Annotated in this window: 16 protein-coding genes; 6 read left to right on the top strand and 10 right to left on the bottom strand. The window is 72.3% G+C overall.

All coding sequences use genetic code 11. From position 1 onward, the window contains the following. Position 1: 1 nt before the first annotated feature. The 5 genes from JIW86_RS34095 to JIW86_RS34075 form a co-directional block, all read right to left on the bottom strand. Complete coding sequence (locus JIW86_RS34095) at positions 2-1,120, bottom strand: terpene synthase family protein (RefSeq protein ID WP_257557809.1); 1,119 nt, start codon at positions 1,118-1,120, stop codon at positions 2-4. A 3-nt stretch (positions 1,121-1,123) separates the two neighbouring features. Then, entirely contained in the window at positions 1,124-2,050 is a 927-nt protein-coding gene (locus tag JIW86_RS34090; RefSeq protein ID WP_257557801.1) for a methyltransferase domain-containing protein, read from the bottom strand. Between the two features lie 140 nt (positions 2,051-2,190). Further along, complete coding sequence (locus JIW86_RS34085; protein ID WP_215146918.1) at positions 2,191-2,619, bottom strand: universal stress protein; 429 nt, start codon at positions 2,617-2,619, stop codon at positions 2,191-2,193. A gap of 9 nt (positions 2,620-2,628) precedes the next feature. Next, positions 2,629-4,140 (bottom strand): APC family permease, encoded by a 1,512-nt coding sequence (locus tag JIW86_RS34080; protein WP_257557798.1) that lies wholly within the window; start codon positions 4,138-4,140, stop codon positions 2,629-2,631. A gap of 47 nt (positions 4,141-4,187) precedes the next feature. After that, the gene (locus JIW86_RS34075) at positions 4,188-4,781 is read right to left on the bottom strand and encodes a histidine phosphatase family protein (protein WP_215146916.1); all 594 of its coding nucleotides are present in this window, start codon (positions 4,779-4,781) and stop codon (positions 4,188-4,190) included. 48 nt (positions 4,782-4,829) lie between these two features. Between JIW86_RS34075 and JIW86_RS34070 the strand changes: the two genes are divergently transcribed. Then, positions 4,830-5,564 (top strand): YoaK family protein, encoded by a 735-nt coding sequence (locus tag JIW86_RS34070; protein WP_257557796.1) that lies wholly within the window; start codon positions 4,830-4,832, stop codon positions 5,562-5,564. Between the two features lie 37 nt (positions 5,565-5,601). On the opposite strand, the gene JIW86_RS34065 is transcribed toward JIW86_RS34070, so the two are convergent. Next, the gene (locus JIW86_RS34065; protein WP_257557793.1) at positions 5,602-6,975 is read right to left on the bottom strand and encodes a cryptochrome/photolyase family protein; all 1,374 of its coding nucleotides are present in this window, start codon (positions 6,973-6,975) and stop codon (positions 5,602-5,604) included. Further along, positions 6,972-8,543, bottom strand: a complete 1,572-nt coding sequence (locus JIW86_RS34060; protein ID WP_416237630.1) for an SDR family oxidoreductase — start codon at positions 8,541-8,543, stop codon at positions 6,972-6,974. Before JIW86_RS34060 ends, JIW86_RS34065 begins: the two co-directional genes overlap by 4 nt. Before the next feature lie 139 nt (positions 8,544-8,682). Here JIW86_RS34060 and JIW86_RS34055 point away from each other — a divergent pair, with 139 nt between their 5' ends. From JIW86_RS34055 to JIW86_RS34040, 4 genes are all read left to right on the top strand, one after another. Next, entirely contained in the window at positions 8,683-9,162 is a 480-nt protein-coding gene (locus JIW86_RS34055) for an Lrp/AsnC family transcriptional regulator (protein ID WP_257557792.1), read from the top strand. Between the two features lie 45 nt (positions 9,163-9,207). Then, positions 9,208-9,885 carry an HAD family hydrolase gene (locus JIW86_RS34050; protein ID WP_257557790.1) on the top strand — a complete coding sequence of 226 codons (678 nt, stop codon included), beginning with the start codon at positions 9,208-9,210 and terminating at the stop codon, positions 9,883-9,885. 84 nt (positions 9,886-9,969) lie between these two features. Next, the gene (locus JIW86_RS34045; RefSeq protein WP_257557788.1) at positions 9,970-11,358 is read left to right on the top strand and encodes a cytochrome P450; all 1,389 of its coding nucleotides are present in this window, start codon (positions 9,970-9,972) and stop codon (positions 11,356-11,358) included. Between the two features lie 49 nt (positions 11,359-11,407). After that, on the top strand, positions 11,408-12,481 hold the full coding sequence (locus JIW86_RS34040) for an NAD(P)/FAD-dependent oxidoreductase (protein ID WP_257559540.1): 1,074 nt from the start codon (positions 11,408-11,410) through the stop codon (positions 12,479-12,481). A gap of 4 nt (positions 12,482-12,485) precedes the next feature. Here the strand turns inward: JIW86_RS34040 and JIW86_RS34035 are convergent, their stop codons facing one another. From JIW86_RS34035 to JIW86_RS34025, 3 genes are all read right to left on the bottom strand, one after another. Beyond that, positions 12,486-13,382: a hypothetical protein gene (locus JIW86_RS34035; RefSeq protein WP_257557786.1), complete on the bottom strand. Its 897-nt coding sequence runs from the start codon at positions 13,380-13,382 to the stop codon at positions 12,486-12,488. 96 nt (positions 13,383-13,478) lie between these two features. Then, positions 13,479-14,348 (bottom strand): endolytic transglycosylase MltG, encoded by an 870-nt coding sequence (gene mltG, locus JIW86_RS34030; RefSeq protein ID WP_257557785.1) that lies wholly within the window; start codon positions 14,346-14,348, stop codon positions 13,479-13,481. Between the two features lie 63 nt (positions 14,349-14,411). Further along, the gene (locus JIW86_RS34025; protein WP_257557783.1) at positions 14,412-16,277 is read right to left on the bottom strand and encodes an ABC transporter ATP-binding protein; all 1,866 of its coding nucleotides are present in this window, start codon (positions 16,275-16,277) and stop codon (positions 14,412-14,414) included. A 94-nt stretch (positions 16,278-16,371) separates the two neighbouring features. Here JIW86_RS34025 and JIW86_RS34020 point away from each other — a divergent pair, with 94 nt between their 5' ends. After that, a complete protein-coding gene (locus tag JIW86_RS34020) occupies positions 16,372-16,824 on the top strand; it encodes a MarR family winged helix-turn-helix transcriptional regulator (protein WP_215146907.1) in 453 nt (150 codons plus the stop codon). Positions 16,825-16,842: the final 18 nt, after the last annotated feature.

The raw sequence follows: 16,842 nt of genomic DNA, 5'->3' as shown, positions 1-16,842 counted from the left end.
CTCAGCGCGAGGCGTCGTCGAGCTGCTGCCACCACCAGGCGAGAGCCGGGATCGGCAGCGGCTCGATGCTCGGGTCGCTGGGCGTATCGCTCCAGGTGATCCCGTACGAAGCCCCCTCGACGGGAAGTACGTTGCGGTTGCGCGGACTGGCGTAGCGCGGCGCCCGGTTGTGGTACTCGGTGTCCCCCGCGATCCAGTGCTCCACAGAGACGAGATAGCGCCCGAGGTGGTCGTCGGCGTCGCGCGCCAGCTGCTCGCTCAGCCGGACGAACAGCGTCACCGCCCGGTCCCGCAGCGCGTACGCGGCGGGCAGCGCTTCGGCGGGCGTACAGCCGTAGTCCCGGGCCAGCACGTTGAGCAGATTCTGTTCCAGCGGCTCGTGGTGGTCGTCCTTGTTGTACGAGAACAGGTCGTTGTCGCAGGCGACGATGAACCCGGCGGCGTCGGTCAGGGCCTGGACGGGCGCGGAATACAGCACCTCGGCCGGTACGTCGATCCCGTTGGCCACGTCGCACCAGGTCAGGAGGAACCGGGTGCCGCCGACCGAGATCCGCGTCGCCGCGAAGTCGTTGAGGCTCGGCATGACGCCCCGCTCGGCGTTCGCGGCCTGTGAGGCGGCGCCGAACACCCAGTCCCGGACGCCCTCGGTGAAGCGGCGCAGCTGGAAAGGGGTGAGCATGGCCCGGGTGCGGGCCACCAGGTCTTCCAGCGCGGCGGTGTGCGGCCCCGGCGGAAGCAGGCCGGAGCCGGGCGCCTCGAGCGTCCGGATGAGCCGGGTGCCCTGGTCGACGACGGACGCCGTACGCGCAGCGCCGGCGTCTGAGTCCTGCCAGTCGTCGGTGGCGAAGGCCCAGTAGTTCCACTCGGCGAAGAGGAGCATCGGCTCCACATCGCCGTACGGGATGATCCGGCAGGTGAAGTCGACGCTGCGGGTAGCCAGTCCCCAGGCGCGCTCGGTGGCGTCGGGGTAGAAGCCGAAAGCGTCGATCCAGGCAATGGCCCGCTCCTCGAGCTCGGCCGCCTTGGGATGGATCAGATCCCTTTCGAACGGCCAGTAGAACGGGGGCAGCTGCCAGCCTATGCGGGAGGGGCGGGCGTCCTCGCGGTAGACGGGTGCCATCGGTCAGTTGCCCCCGCCGAGACGGAACAGCAGGAGCCGGGTCTCCAGAGCGTGGTCGCGCCAGATGCGGAACAGCTTGCCGTGCGTGATGGTGGACTCCTGGAGCCGCTCGCGCGACCAGGCGGACGGGGCGCCGCACCGCTCCACCCGGTCCAGTTCGGCGGTGTTCCAGGCCATGGACTGCACCCAGAACTCGGCGACCCGGTCCGTGACGTCCTCGTCCTGCTCCAGTTCGAAGCCGGCGGCCTCGGCGGCGGTGATGTATTCGGTGAGGGTGCCGAGGCGCGTCTTGTAGTAGCCGTCGATGAACTCGGTCCACTCGGGACGGCAGATGAAGTGTTCCTGGATTCCGAACCATCCGCCCGGTTTCAGGGACTTGGCCACGACTTCGAAGAGCCGCTCACGGTCCATGTAGCCGGAACTCTCGATGGCGTACGCGGCGTCGTACTTCTTGCGGGTGCTGAACGTGTGGATGTCGGCGAGCAGCGGGGTCACCCGGTCGGACACGCCGGCCTGGCGGGCGAAGTCCTCGATGACGGGGACGTGGTCGGCGGCGACGGTGAGGCCGGTGACCTTCGTGCCGTGCTCCTGGGCCCAGTAGAGGGAACCGCCGCCGATACCGCAGCCGATGTCGAGGAGGCGGCCGGGCGGAGTCGCGTACGCGCCCCAGGTGCGGGCCGCGTGCTCGACTATCGCCTCCTGGGACTCGACGATGCGGCACTTGAGTACCCGCTGGGAGACGGTGGTGTTCGGTGTCGCGCCGGGAGCGAAGAGCCCCACGTGGAAGTGGACCCGCGGTCCCGGCCCGTACTTGTGAAGGATGTCAGCCGTCTTGCGGCTGTAGTACAGGCGCACTTGGCCTTCATCGAACGCCTGGCCACCCGTGGGGGGCTGGATGGCGAGGTTGCTGTCCATCGGTTCTCCGGTCATGCGGTCACGTGGGGGTGTTGATCGGCCGCCCCACTCTGCCCATCCGTGATCGAAAAAACGCCTCGATCGCTCAGGCATTGAGCATAGTGACACATGAAATAGCCTGTTTTCCGGCCAAGTTGGTCGACTACGGCGACTCGTCAGAGAGTCTCGCCGTGCTCCGTGGGCACGCACAGCACCGGGATCGGAGACAGGTGCAGGAGCTTGTGCGGGGTGGAGCCCAGCAGGGCGCCGCGGATCGGACTGTCGCCCCACGTGCCTACGATGATGACCCGGGCGTCGTGGCGCCGGGCGGCGTCGAGCAGGGCCTGCGCGGGCTTGTCGTCGACCACCTCGACCGCCGAGGGCACACCCGCCTCGTCGGCGGCCTCGACGGCGCGCGCCAGGGCGCTGCGGCCCGTCTGGCGGACGGCCTCACGGTGCGCCCGGTACTCCTCGCCGGTGGGGCCGGGGGCGGCCGCCCCGTAGACGAGGACGAGGGGCTCCCCGAAGGCGGTGGCGACCTCCAGCGCCACGCGCAGCGCCCGCTCCGCGCCGGGCGACTCGTCGTATCCGAGGACGACGGACATCGGGCCTCCTCAGCTCTTCCTGCCGTGGACGAGGTCCGGGTCGACCACTCCGCGGCGCTCCTGCCAGAACGTGCCGTCCCGCAGCCGCCAGTAGCCCATGAACAGAACGCCGGCGACGGCGATCGCGATGCCGATGACCAGGGGCGGGCCGAGACCGAACCAGGAGGCACCGGTGGCCGAATTCTCCGGGTTGGACATGTCCCCGACCGACTCCACCAGCAGCCAGAGCAGCAGGGCTGCGCCGACCACCGGGCCGACTCCGATGAACAGCAGGTTGTGCAGACTCTCGAGCAGGTGGCGGCGGTAGTAGACGGCACAGGCCAGGCCGGTGAGCGCGTAGTAGAAGGCGATGAGCAGGGACAGCGCGGTGAGCGAGTCCAGGAGCGCGTTCTCGCTGATCTGGTTGACGACGAGGTACCAGCCGATGGCGATGCCGGCCACCCACCACGTGCTCACGTCCGGGGTCCTGAAACGCGGGTGGATGTGCGAGAGGGGCGGCGGCAGCGCGTGTCGGCGGGCCATGGACAGGGCGGTGCGGGATGCGGGGATGATCGTGGTCTGGGTGGAGGCCAGCGCGGAGGTGCAGACTGCGAGGAGCACCACCCAGTCCCAGCCGCCCATGACCTCGTGGGCGAGTACGGCGAAGATGGCCTCCTCCTCGGCCGCGTTCTCGGCGAGGAAGGTGGTCCCGGCGTAGCCGACGACCGCGAAGCCCACGGACACGTAGGTCACCAGGAGGACCACCGTCGACCACAGTCCGGCCTTGCCCGGCGCCGTGGCCGAGTTCTCGACCTCCTCGGTGAGATTGACCGCGGACTCCCAGCCCCAGTACATGAACACGCCGAGCAGCAGTCCCCCGGTGAGGGCGGCGCCACCGGCGCCGAACGGGTTGAGCCAGCTGAGGGACGGCTCGATCTCCTCGAGGGTGCTGGTGCCGGTGTAGGTGCGGTAGATGGCGACCACCGCGAAGGTCAGGAGGAAGAAGACCTGGGCGAGGATGAGGATGTCCTGGAGGTGGGCCGAAAGCTCGGTGCCGATGACACAGATCGCGGTCATGGCCAGGATCACCGCGACGGTGAGGGCCTGGCGGATCACGTCGTTGGCGGCCCAGTCGTCGAGTCCGAAGGCGAGCAGGCCGAAGGTGACGGCCACGTCCGCCAGGGAGCCGATGACCAGTACGCCCGTCATGGCGATGGCCCAGCCTCCGAGCCAGCCCGCCCAGGGGCCCATGGCCCGGGTGACCCACGAGAAGGTCGTCCCGCAGTCCTGGTCGACCTTGTTGAGGTAGTAGAAGGCGGCGGCGATCAGCAGCATCGGGACGAAGGAGGCCAGCATCACGCCCGGCGCGTAGATCCCGACGAGGGCCACGATCGGCCCGAGCACGGCGGCCAGCGAGTAGGCGGGGGAGGTGGAGTTCAGGCCGATGACCAGCGCGTCGAGGAATCCGATCGCGTTGGCCTTCAGTCCCGGCTCCGGGACGGCGACCTGCGGTCCGTCGCGGCCCGTGCTGTCTTCGGCCATGTAGGCATCGTCGCCCGAGGGCGGCCGCCGCGCGAGGCGGGAGACCTCTACGGGCGGGTGTTCCAGCCCGCGATCACGGGGAGCCCGTGCTCCGTGGAGAGCATGCTGACCGTGCCGGTGCGCAGCAGGAACAGCCGGCCCTGCTCGGGGCCCAGGCCCAGGTAGCGGGCGGTGAGGACGCGCAGGAAGTGGCCGTGGGCGACGATGACCACGTTGCCGCCGTCCGCGCGGAGCACCGGGGCGACCCGGGCCAGGGCGCGGTCCGCGCGGGCGCCCACCTGGGCGGCGTTCTCGCCGGGGTGGGCCTCGTCGCCGGGCGGCACCCCGTCGGTCCACAGGGACCAGTCGGGGGTGGTCCGCTTGATCTCCGCGGTGGTCACGCCCTCGTAGCCCCCGTAGTCCCACTCGTGCAGGTCGGGGTCGGTGACCCCGCCGGTGAGCCCCGCGAGCTGCGCCGTGGCGACGGCCCGGCGCAGCGGGCTGGTCAGCACCATCGCCGGGTGGCGGTCGCGGAAGTAGGGGGCCAGCGAGATGGCCTCCTCGACCCCTCGCGCCGTCAGCGGGAGGTCGGTGAGCCCGGTGTGCCGTCCGTTCGCGCTCCACGCCGTCTCGCCGTGCCTCACCAGCAGCAGGTCGCTCATCCTCCGGACCCTAGGCCCTGTCCGGCATGTCGGCGCCGAGGGTCGGGGGTGGGCGTGTCACTGTCGGGCCTCATGAAGGTGGGTGCGCACCCGTTGCGTCCGTCCCTGACGGGGCTGCTGATCGTCCTGACCGCGGTCACCGGGCTGATCGAGGCGGTGAGCCTGCTCGCCCTCGGGCCGGTCTTCACCGCGATGCAGACGGGCAATGTGCTCTTCCTGGCGTTCGGGCTCGCGCGGGAGGGCAATCTGCCCGCGGTGTCGTCCGCGGTGTCGCTGGTGGCGTTCGCCGCCGGGGCCGTGTGCGGGGCGCGGATGGAGTCGGCTGCGGAGGCCCGGGGGTGGCGCTGGGTCGGGCTCGGCCTGTACGTCGAGGCCGCGCTGATCCTGGCCGGTGCGGCCGTCGGATGGGACGTGGCGCCGCGGTACGGGCATCCGGCCGCCGCGCATGTGACGGTGACCGTGCTGCTGGCGACGGCGATGGGCATCCGCACGGTGACGAGCATGCGGGTGAACGTGCCCGGCGTGCCGACGACCCTGGTCACCCGGTCCATGACCTCGCTGATCGGCAGCTCGGCCCTGGGACACGACAGCGCCTTCGGGTACGGGACGGGAGCCTGGCGGCTTCGGGCCAAGGCGGTGCTGTCGATGTTCGCGGGCGGGCTGACCGGGGCCCTGCTGATCCGGGCCGGGTGGACCGTGGGCGAGCTGCTGCTGCCCGCTGCGGCCGTGGTGTCGGCGGTGGCCCTCGCGCACCGGACGCTGCCCCGGCTGCACACCCGCTAGTGCGCGTCGTCACCGGGGCGTCGGCGGCGCACGGCGCTCACCCGGTCCCCCGCGCCCGCCGGAAGCGGTCGAGTCCCTCGGCGAGCCCCACCACCGGGTCCGGGTAGTCGTACCGCGCCCGCTCGAGGCCCGGCAGCCGCCACGGCTCGTGCACGTGAGGCGCGAGGAGCCCGGCGAGCTCCGGCACCCAGCGGTGGACGTAGCGGCCCTGCGGGTCGTACCGAAGGCCCTGCCGGACGGGGTTGAGCACGCGGTTGGGGCGGGTGTCGGTGCCCGTGCCCGCGGCCCATTGCCAGTTGAGCTGGTTGTTGGCGAGGTCCCCGTCGACCAGGAGGTCCAGAAAGTGGCGGGCCCCGGTCCGCCAGTCGACGTACAGGGTCTTGGTGAGGAAGCTCGCGGCGAGCAGCCGGCCGCGGCCCGGCATCCAGCCCTCTTGGCGCAGCTGGCGCATTGCGGCGTCCACCACCGGGTAGCCGGTGCGGCCCTCCTTCCAGGCCTCGGTCTCCTCCTCGGCGGCTGGGCCGGTGCGCCACCGGTCGTGGCGGGGGCGGTAGTCCTCGGCGGCCGCCTCGGGGCGTGCGGCGAGGACCTGGTGGTGGAAGTCGCGCCAGCACAGCTGCCGGACGAAGGCCTCGGCGCCCGGGCCGCCGACGGCCCGGGACCGGTGGACGGCCTCGGCGGCCGAGAGGGTGCCGAAGTGCAGGTGCGGGGAGAGCCGGGAGGTGGCGTCGCCGGCCAGGTCGTCGTGGGTGTCCTCGTAGCGGGAGATGCCGGAGCGCAGCCAGTTCGCCAGCAGCCGGCGGGCCTCCGTCTCGCCGCCCCGGGCGAGGCCCGGGGAGACTCCGGTGAGGGCGCCGCGCACGGGCAGCGGCTCGGAGCCGAGGCCTTCGGGGAGCCGGACGGTGCGGGGGGCCGCGGCGACGGCCCGCGGCGGCAGCTCGGCCCAGCGGCGGAAATAGGGCGTGAAGACGGCGAAGTGGTCGGAGCCGGCGGGCAGGACGGCCCCGGGGGCGACCGCGGTGATCACCATGTCGTGCACGTGCAGCCGGCGGCCCTCTGCTTCGAGGGCGGTGCGCAGCCGATCCTCGCGGGCGTGGGCGTAGCCGCTGACCCCCGCGGCCATGTGGACCTCGTCGGCGTCCGTCTCCCGCGCGAGGGCGCAGACTTCCCGGACGGCGTCCCCGGAGCGGATCACGAGGCGGCCCCCGCGCTCGCGCAGTCCGGCGTCCAGGTCGGCGAGGCAGTCGGCGAGGAAGGCCTGCCGGTTGGGCGGGGCGAATCCGGCTGCCGCGAGGGCGTGGTCGCGGACGAAGAGCGGCACCACCCGGTCACAGGAGGCCAGGGCCGCGCGCAGCGGCGGATGGTCGTGCAGGCGCAGGTCGGAGGTGTACAGGACCACCGCGACGTTCATGGATCTCGCTCCGGGTCGGGCTGGGCAGGACGGTTGTCGTGCGGTACTCCGGCCGCGGGGGCCGCGGCGGATGCGGGGGCATCGGAAGCGGCCGGACGTTCGGCGGCGCGGGCGATGTTGCGGGCCATCCCGCCGAACACCACGGCGTGGAAGGGGGACACGCTCCACCAGTACACGTGGCCGAGCAGTCCGTGCGGGTGGAACAGCGCCCGCTGCCGGTAGCGCGCGCGGCCGGGCTCGGGGCAGGGATCCGCGTACATCTCCAGCCAGGCCAGGCCCGGCAGCCGCATCTCGGCGCGCAGGCGCAGCAGCCGGCCCGGTTCGATCTCCTCCACCCGCCAGAAATCCAGGGCGTCACCCACCCGGAGCCGGGTCGCGTCGCGGCGGCCGCGGCGGATGCCGACTCCGCCTACGAGCCGGTCGAGCCAGCCTCGTACGGACCAGGCCAGCGGGAAGGAGTACCAGCCGTTCTCGCCTCCGATGCCCTCCACCACCCGCCACAGCGCGCCGGGCGAGGCCTCGACGGCCATCTCCCGCCGGTCGGTGTAGAGGCTGCCGCCCGCCCAGTCGGGGTCCGTGGGCAGCGGGTCGCTGGGCGCGCCCGGCACGGAGGCGGAGGACCAGCGAGTGGTCACCTCGGCCTCCCGCACCCGCCGCAGGGCCAGCGACAGGGCCTGGTCGAAGCCGACCGGCGCACCGGGCGGGTCGGGGACGTGGCGCGCGATGTCGTGCTCCGCGCAGACCACCTCGTGGCGCAGTGATTCGGCGAGCGGCCGGGCCAGCGCCCGCGGTACGGGGGTGACCAGGCCGATCCAGTGGCTGGACAGGCCGGGGGTGAGCATCGGGACGCGCAGGATGAGCCGGTGGGGCAGCTCGGCCACGGCTGCGTAGCGGCGCATCATCTCCTCGTACGTGACCACGTCCGGGCCGCCGATGTCGAACGCCTGGTTCACCTCGGGCGCCATGGTGGCGCTGCCGACGAGGTAGCGCAGGACGTCGCGGACGGCGATGGGCTGGCAACGGGTGCCCACCCAGCTGGGCGTCACCATGACGGGCAGCCGCTCGGTGAGGTAGCGCAGCATTTCGAAGGAGGCCGAACCGGATCCGATGATGACGGCGGCGCGCAGGACGGTGGCCGGCACGGGGCCGGCCAGGAGGATCTCGCCGACCTCCGCGCGGGAGCGAAGGTGCGGGGAGAGTTCGCGGACGGGGATGCCGGCGGGGGTGAGCCCGCCGAGGTAGACGATGCGGCGGACTCCGGCGGAGTGCGCCTGCTCGGCGAAGATGCGGGCGGCGGCGCGGTCGCGCTCCTCGAATCCGGAGCCGCCGCCGAGGGCGTGCACGAGGTAGTAGGCCACCTCGATGCCGTCCAGGGCCTCGGCCACGGACTGCGGGTCGGTGGCGTCGCCGCGGACGATCTCGGCCTGTCCGGCCCAGGGATGGTCACGGAGTTTCTCCGGGGACCGGGCCAGGCAGCGGACGCGGTGTCCGGCGGCGAGGAGCTCGGGCACCAGTCGGCCGCCGATGTAGCCGGTGGCCCCGGTGACCAGGCAGTTCATACCTGTCATGGCTCTCTCCGCTCGTGGATCCGGTGCGAATGCCGCCCACAACACACTCACCCCTCGCTTCCGGGAGTGCCATGCGGCGTCCCCGCGGATCACCGCCTGGTCAAGATCCGGTGAACTGGGCCATTGGTACAGTCTGGGCATGGCGGTGGACGAGCTCGACACGAGGATCCTGCGCCTGCTGATCGAGCAGCCGCGCACCAGTGTCCGCGAGTACGCCCGCATCCTCGGCGTCGCCCGCGGCACGCTGCAGGCACGGCTGGACCGGCTGGAGCGCACCGGGGTGATCACCGGGACGGGGCCCTCGCTCTCCCCCGCCGCGCTGGGGCATCCGGTGCTGGCCTTCGTGCACATCGAGGTGACCCAGGGGCACCTGGACGACGTGGGCGAGGCGCTGGCGGCCGTTCCCGAGATCATCGAGGCCTTCTCGATCACCGGTGGCGGGGACCTGCTGACGCGCGTGGCGGCGCGCGACAACGCACATCTGGAGGACGTGATCCAGCGGCTGATCCAGCTGCCGGGGGTGGTCCGCACCCGCACCGAGGTGGCCCTGCGCGAGCGGGTCGCGCACCGGTTGCTGCCGCTGGTCGAGGCCGTGGGACGGGCTGCTCGCAAAGCCTGACAGGATGGTAAAGACAGGACACGACCGGCAGGACGGGCACAACGGATGATTTCCGTCATATTCGATCTCGACGGCACCCTCGTGGACAGCGAGCCGAACTACTACGAGTCGGGGCGCCGCACTCTGGAGCGGCACGGGGTCCCGGACTTCACCTGGGAGCAACACTCCCGCTTCATCGGCATCGGCACCCTGGAGACGCTGGAGATCCTCCGGGAACGGTACGGGATCCAGGCGCCGGTGGAGCAGCTGCTCGCCGAACAGAACGCCGCCTACCTCGAGTTGGCCCGGACGGGGACGGAAGTCTTCCCGGAGATGCGGAAGTTCGTGGAGCGGCTGCGCGCCGAGGGGGTGCCGATGGCGGTGGCCTCCGGTTCCTCGCGCGAGGCGATCGACGCGGTGCTGGCCGGTACCGGTCTGGACGCCCTGCTGACGACGGTGGTCTCCGCCGAGGAGGTCGCGCACGGCAAGCCCGCCCCGGACGTGTTCCTGGAGGCGGCCCGCCGGCTGGGCGCCGAGCCCGCCGACTGCGTGGTCGTCGAGGACGCGGAGCCGGGAGCGCTGGCGGCCCGCGCGGCCGGCATGGAATGCGTGGCGATCCCGTACGTGGCGGAGCGCGCACACGACGCCGCCTTCGCGGACGCCGGGCTGCTCTTCCCGGGCGGACAGCGGGAGTTCACCGCCGAAGCGGCCTACGACTGGCTGACCGCGCGCACCGCGCTCTGACGCCGTCCGGGGCGGCGGGGGCCGTTCACCGACGGGCCTGGCGGTCCTCTGGTGCCCTCGCGCGGCGGCTGCCAGGATGCCTGCGTGACCGCCACCACGCTGCCCCGGGGCGCCGGGAGCGGGCCGCGCCAGTGGCCCCTGATAGGGAATCTGCCCGCCTTCGCCCGCGACCCGTTGGCCTTCTTCGAGTCGCTGCGCGATGACTACGGGGACTGGGTGCCGTGGGCGCTCGGGCCGCAGCGCAACGTGCTGATCTCGCGGCCCGAGCACGCCGGTGAGCTGCTCGGGGCCGTGGAGGGCACCTTCAAGCCGATGGAACTGGGCTGGGCCTTCCACCAGTTGCTGGGCGACGGGGTCGTCGTGGCCACCGGGGACGAATGGCGGCGCAAGCGGGCCCTGGTCCAGCCCGCGGTCCGGCCGCGCCAAGTGCGCTCGTACGCCGCCACGATGGTGGAGTGCGCGGACGCGCTGGCCGGGAGCTGGCGCGAGGGCGACCGGATCGACGTGCACCGGGAGATGGCCGGACTCACCCAGCGGATCGCGGTGCGCACGCTGTTCGGGAGCGACGCCGCCGGCCGGGAGGCGCCCATCAGCGCGGCCATGGCCACCGCCCAGCGGGAACTGGGGGCCGAGTTCCGGGGGCTGACGCTGTTTCTGCCGCCGTGGGTGCGGACGCCCGGGCGACGGCGGATGCGGGAGGCCGTGGCGGTCCTGGACCGGGAGATCGCACACGTCATACGGGAGCACGAGGCGGCCTCGGCCGCCGGGGCCGAGCGGGACGACCTGCTGAGCCGGCTGCTCGCGGCCCGCGACGAACACGGCGCCCCGCTGTCCCGCAAGGAGCTGCGGGACGAGTCGATCACCCTCTACATCGGCGGCCACGAGACCACCTCGACCACCCTGACCTGGGCCTGGCAACTCCTGTCGGGGGCGCCCGGGGCGCGGGCCCGGCTGACCGGGGAGCTGGACCGGGTGCTCGGCGGGCGGCTGCCGACGTACGACGACTACGCGCGGCTGCCCTGGACCCGGCAGGTGGTCAAGGAGTCGCTGCGGATCTACCCGCCGATCTGGCTGATCTCGGCGGTGGCCGGGGAGGGCGCGAGCATCGGCGGGCGCCCCGTACCCGCGGGGACCGCGCTGTGGACCAGCCCGTGGTCGATGCACCGGGACGAACGCTGGTTCCCGGATCCGGAGGCCTTCCGGCCCGAGCGGTGGGACGCGGACGCCCCGCATCCGGTGCCCGACCACGCCTGGATCCCCTTCGGCGGCGGCCCGCGGGCGTGTCTGGGGGCGCGGTTCGCGCTGGTGGAGGCCGTGCTCGTACTGGCGGTGCTGGGGCAGCGGTTCCACCTGGACAGCGGGAGCGAGCGGGCCGGGGTGTTCCCGGGGCTCACCCTGCAGCCGACCGGACCGGTGCGGGCGACGCTGCGCCCGGTGCCGGGCGGGGAAGATCCGGCCGCGCCCCGTAGTTAGTAGAACCGTGAACAATGTTCTGACGCGGGATGCGGACGCGAACGTGGGCATGGGCGTGGACGTGGTGGTGGTCGGGGCCGGGCAGGCAGGGCTGTCCAGCGCCTACCACCTCGCCCGGGCGGGGATCGGCCACGTGGCCCTGGACCACGCGCCCCGTCCGGGCGGGGCCTGGCAGTTCCGCTGGCCCTCGCTCACCTACGGCAAGGTCCACGGGATGCACGCCCTGCCCGGCATGGAACTGTCCGGCGCCGACCCGCTGCGGCCCTCCTCCGAGGTGATCGGGGAGTATTTCGCCGCCTACGAGGAGCGCTTCGGCCTGCGCGTACGGCGGCCCGTGGACGTCTCGGCGGTCCGCGAGGGAGCCGACGGGCGGCTGCTGGTCGAGTCCTCGGCCGGCACCTGGTCCGCCCGGGTCCTGATCAACGCCACCGGCACCTGGGACCGGCCGTTCTGGCCGCGTTACCCGGGTCAGGAGACCTTCCACGGGCGGCAGCTGCACACCGCGAACTACCCGGGGCCCCAGGAGTTCGCCGGAGCACGGGTGATCGTCGTGGGCGGCGGCACTTCGGCGGTGCAGCACCTGCTGGAGATATCGGCGGTGGCCGCGGAGACCACCTGGGTGACCCGGCGGCCCCCGGTCTTCCGCGACGGCAGCTTCGGCGAGGCCGAGGGCCGGGCGGCGGTGGCGCTGGTGGACGAGCGCGTGCGCCGGGGGCTGCCGCCGCAGAGCGTGGTCAGCGTGACGGGACTCCCGCTGAACGAGGCCGTACGGGCCGGACTCGACTCGGGGGTGCTGGACCGCCGGCCCGTGTTCGACCGGATCACCCGCACGGGCGCCGCCTGGGCCGACGGCAGCCGGGTGGAGGCGGACGTCATCCTGTGGGCGACCGGGTTCCGCGCGGCCGTGGACCACCTGGCTCCACTGCGCCTGCGCGAGCCGGGCGGCGGCATCCGGGTCGAGGGGACCAGGGCCGTGCGCGACGAACGGATCCACCTCGTCGGCTACGGCCCGTCGGCGTCGACCATCGGCGCCAACCGCGCGGGCGCGGCGGCGGTGCGCGAAATCCGCCGGCTGCTGGCCCGCGAACGGGCCGGAGAGCCGGTCGGAGCTCGCGTGGGCTGAGCCCTCAGCCGGCCTCCGGTTCGTCGATCGGGAACGTCCGGTCCGGGGTGCCGCCGGCCGCGCGGGCCTCCCGGGTCGGGTACACGTAGCCCCTTCCGTCCCGCACGTCCCGAACGGGATCGGTCCAGTTCTCGGTGTCCTCAGGGACGAGGATGCGCGTGGCGCCCCGCTCCGCGTCGTGGATTAGCAGCGAGACGATTTTGTAGAGCTGGGCGCCGATGTGGCCGAGCCCCTGCTGCGGGTGGTCCGTCGGCCCCTCGATCCGAATGGTGAAGAAGCGCTCGTCCTCCCAGAAACCGCCCTTGTCCAGCCACTCGCCCTCCCCCACGCGCACGCCGTTGACCCAGAGCCGGGCCTCGGCAGGGCTGTCGCGGAACAGGAGCACCGATCGGTGGCGGTCGCCGGCGGTGAAATCCACCTCGATCTGGTGCCGGGTCCAGCAGTCGATGAAACTGCTGCAAGCCCCGGGTACCTCCCCGTGCCGATAGCTCTCGATCTTTCCTCCCGGCGGTACGACGGGATCCTGACTGCAGACCTCGGCGAAGCGGCAGGCCCGGTCGACACGCCGGGTGCAGCCGAGCCCCGTCGCCGCGATGTCGCGCGGCGCGGCCTGCGAGAGCAGTTCTCCCAGCCGCTCCACGAACCGGTCCTCGCCGACCAGAGCGGTCAGGTCGGCCTCGTCGAACCACCAGTGCAGCAGGTCGACTCCGACGGGGGAACGGGCCAGCCAGTGCTGCCACCCCGCCGCATGGCGGCCCCAGCGTTGGGCCACCCGCTCCTGCGCCGCCCGTTCGGCGGCGGCAGCGGCCACGGCAGCCGCGTCCACCGGCGGTGGAGCTTCCTGTGCCTCGTCGGCGGGCACGCTCTCCGGCGCCTGAGCCTTCGCTCCGGCTTTCGCCATCGCCTTTGTTTTCCATGGCCACTTCACGGCTCGACCCCCTCGGTCACGCGTCCGGCAGGCCGCCGATCGTAGAGCCGTCCCCGGGGCCGCCACCCCTCATTTCCCGGCGGCAGCCTCCTGACCTGCGCGGGAGCCCGAGTGGGCCTGAGCGCGGATCCGGTTGAAGTCCGCCACGTGCTTCTTGTGTTCCTCGTACGTCGCCGAGAAGCGGGTGTCCCCCGGCTTCACGGTGACGAAGAACAGCCAGTCACCGGGTGTCGGCGCGACGGCGGCCGTCATGGCCTCCAGTCCGGGGCTGTCGATCGGCGTGGGCGGCAGCCCCTGGCGTTCGTAGCTGTTGAAGGGGCTGTCGATGCGCGTGTCGCTCAGGGTGGTGTCCAGGGTGCTGCGGTTCAGCGCGTAGTTGATGGTGGAGTCCATCTGGAGCGGCATCGACTTCGCCAGCCGGTTGTGGACCACCCGCGCCACCTTGCCCATGTCGGCGCGGCTGTCGGCCTCCGCCTCGATGATGCTGGCCAGGGTGGCGGTCTGGTACGGGGTCATCCCGTGGGCCTTGCCGCCGTCCGCGACGGCCTTGGTGGCGAGCTTCTCGTTCGCCGTCCGCACCATGTACGCGAGGAGCACGGCCGGGGTGGACTGCGAGGTCACCGGGTAGGTCGCCGGGAAGAGGTAGCCCTCCGGATTGCCTTTGGCCTCCGCGGGCAGAGCCAGCCCGGCGGTGGCCACCGCCGACTTCGTGGATCCCGGCGGCAGCTTCAGCTCGCGGTCGATGGCGGCGTACACCTGCTGGGCCCGCCAGCCCTCGGGGATCACCAACTGGCGTGGCTTCTGCGGTGCTTCCGGGCTCCGTAACACCGTGATCAGGACTGCCGCACCGATCGCGAGCAGCGTGCCGAGGAAGAGCGCCAGCCGGCCCCGGCGGGTGAGCCGGGAACGGCGCTGCGGCGGCCGGTACTCATGACGCATGCGGGAACGCTAACCCGCGAAACATCAGATTTCCGGCATCCGACTCGTGCGCTGGTCATACGATCACACGTTCACCGGAGCCAGCTCGGCCTCCGCCTCCGCGACCGCCTCCGGCGGCTGCGCGGCATCCCGGTCCCGGCGGACCAGGGCGGCATACCGGCCGTCCGCCTTCAGCAGCTCCTCGTGGGTGCCGCGCTCGGCTATGCGGCCCGCGTCCAGGACCACGATCTGGTCGGCGTCGCGAACGGTGGACAGGCGGTGCGCGATGGTGATCGTGGTGCGGCCCTGGGAGAGGTTGTCGATGGCCCGCTGGACGGCGTGCTCGGTCCGTGTGTCGAGGGCGCTGGTGGCCTCGTCCAGGATCAGCACGGGCGGGTCCCGCAGGATGGTGCGGGCGATGGCGAGGCGCTGCTTCTCGCCGCCGGAGAACCGGTAGCCGCGCTCGCCCACCAGGGTCTCGTACCCGTCGGGCAGGGACGCGATGTGATCGTGGATCTGGGCCGCGCGGGCCGCCTCGGTGATCTCCTCGTCCGTCGCGTCCGGTTTGGCGAAGCGCAGGTTGTCCGCGACCGAGGCGTGGAAGAGGTACGTCTCCTGCGAGACCACGCCGATCGAGCGGGCCAGCGAGTCGAAGTCGAGGTCGCGCACGTCCACCCCGTCGAGGGCGACCCGTCCGCCGGTGACGTCGTAGAGCCGGGGCACGAGGTAGCTGAGCGTGCTCTTGCCGGAGCCGGTCGGGCCGACCACGGCGAGCGAGCCGCCGGCCGGGACGGTGATGTCGATTCCCGTGAGCGTCGGGCCGCTCTTGGCTTCGTACGCGAAGTGCACGTCCTCCAGCCGGATCTCGCCCTTGGCCCGGTCCAGGCGTACCGGGTCCTTCCGCTCGGTGATGTCCACCGGCAGGTCGAGGTACTCGAAGATGCGGGCGAACAGGGCGAGCGAGGTCTGGATCTGCACACCGGTCGACAGCAGGCTGACGGCGGGCCGGAACAGGCCCTGCTGAAGGGTGACGAAGGCGACGAGGGTGCCGACGGAGAGCGAGGGGGCGCCCGTCTGGAGGGCTATGCCCGCGGCCCAGTAGATGAGCGCGGGCATGGCGGCCATGACGATGCCGATGGTGGACATCCGCCAGCGCCCGGCCATGCTTGAGCGCACTTCGAGGCCGACGAGCCTCTCCGACTCCTCGGAGAACGCGGCGGTGAGGGACTCGGAGCGGCCCATGGTGCGGCCCAGCAGGATCCCGCTCACCGACAGCGACTCGGTGACGGTCGCGGCCATGGCGGCCATCTGCTTCTGCCGCTGGGTGGTGATCTTCTTGCGCTCGCGGCCGACCCGCCGGCTGATCCACACGAAGAGCGGGAGCAGGAGCAGCGAGACCAGGGTGAGCCGCCAGTCGAGCGCGAGCATGGCCACGACCGTGGCGATGACCGCCGTCAGGTTGGAGACGAGGGAGGTCGCGGTGGAGGTCACGGTGGCCTGCATGCCGCCGATGTCGTTGGCGATGCGGGACTGCACCTCGCCGGTGCGGGTCCGGGTGAAGAAGGCCAGCGGCATCCGCTGGAGCTGCGCGTAGACGGCGGTGCGCAGGTCGTGCATGACGCGCTGGCCGACCGTGGTGGAGATCAGGGTCTGGAGCACGCCGAAGACGCTGGTGACGACGGCGATGAGGATCATGCCGAGCGCGAGCAGGCTGAGCAGCCCGGTGCGGCCCTGCGGGATCGCGACGTCGAGGATCTCCTTGAGCAGGAACGGCGAGGCGACGCCGACCAGCGAGGAGGCGCCGACCAGCAGGCCGACGACGGCGAGGCGGCCGCGGTAGGGCCGGAAGAGGCCCACGATGCGGCGCAGCTCACGCGGCTGCTCCGCCGGGGCGGGGCGGTTGGGGTCCAGTGGGTCTTTGGATGGGGTCCACTTCGGTTCGTCGCGCATGGGCACCCTCTCGGGGTCGGAAATCAAGGCCATTGGAGCATAGGTCATTGTTACCTATGCTCACAATGAATAGGGTCCTGATATTGTTCCCGGCATGAGCTCCGCCTCCGACACCGATCGCCTCCTCGCCGAACAGCTGCTGCGCCTGACGCGCAGGCTCCACCGGATCCAGAAGCGCCACATGGAACCGGTCGGAATCACTCCCGCCCAGGGTCGGCTGCTGCGCCTGGTCTCGCACTACGAGGGCGACCAGGCACCCCGGATGGCGGATCTCGCCGCCCGCCTGGAGGTGGTCCCCCGCGCCGTGACCACCCTGGTGGACGGCCTGGAGGCGGCCGGGTGCGTACGCCGCGCCCCCGACCCCGCGAACCGCCGGGTCATCAGGATCGAGCTCACCGACACCGGCCGCGCCACGCTGCGCCGTCTGCGCAACGCGCGAACCGACGCGGCAGAGGAGATCCTGGCTCCATTGACCGCCGAACAGCGCGAGGTGCTCGGCGGCCTGCTGAACGCCCTGTCGGACGCCCCGGCGGAGCGCCGCTGCTGACGGGGCCGGCCACAACTG

The organism is Streptomyces sp. NBC_00162, from assembly GCF_024611995.1.
GTDB lineage: Bacteria > Actinomycetota > Actinomycetes > Streptomycetales > Streptomycetaceae > Streptomyces.
The sequence above is the reverse complement of the archived record's forward strand: the minus strand, read 5'-3'. Positions and strand labels throughout refer to the sequence as shown.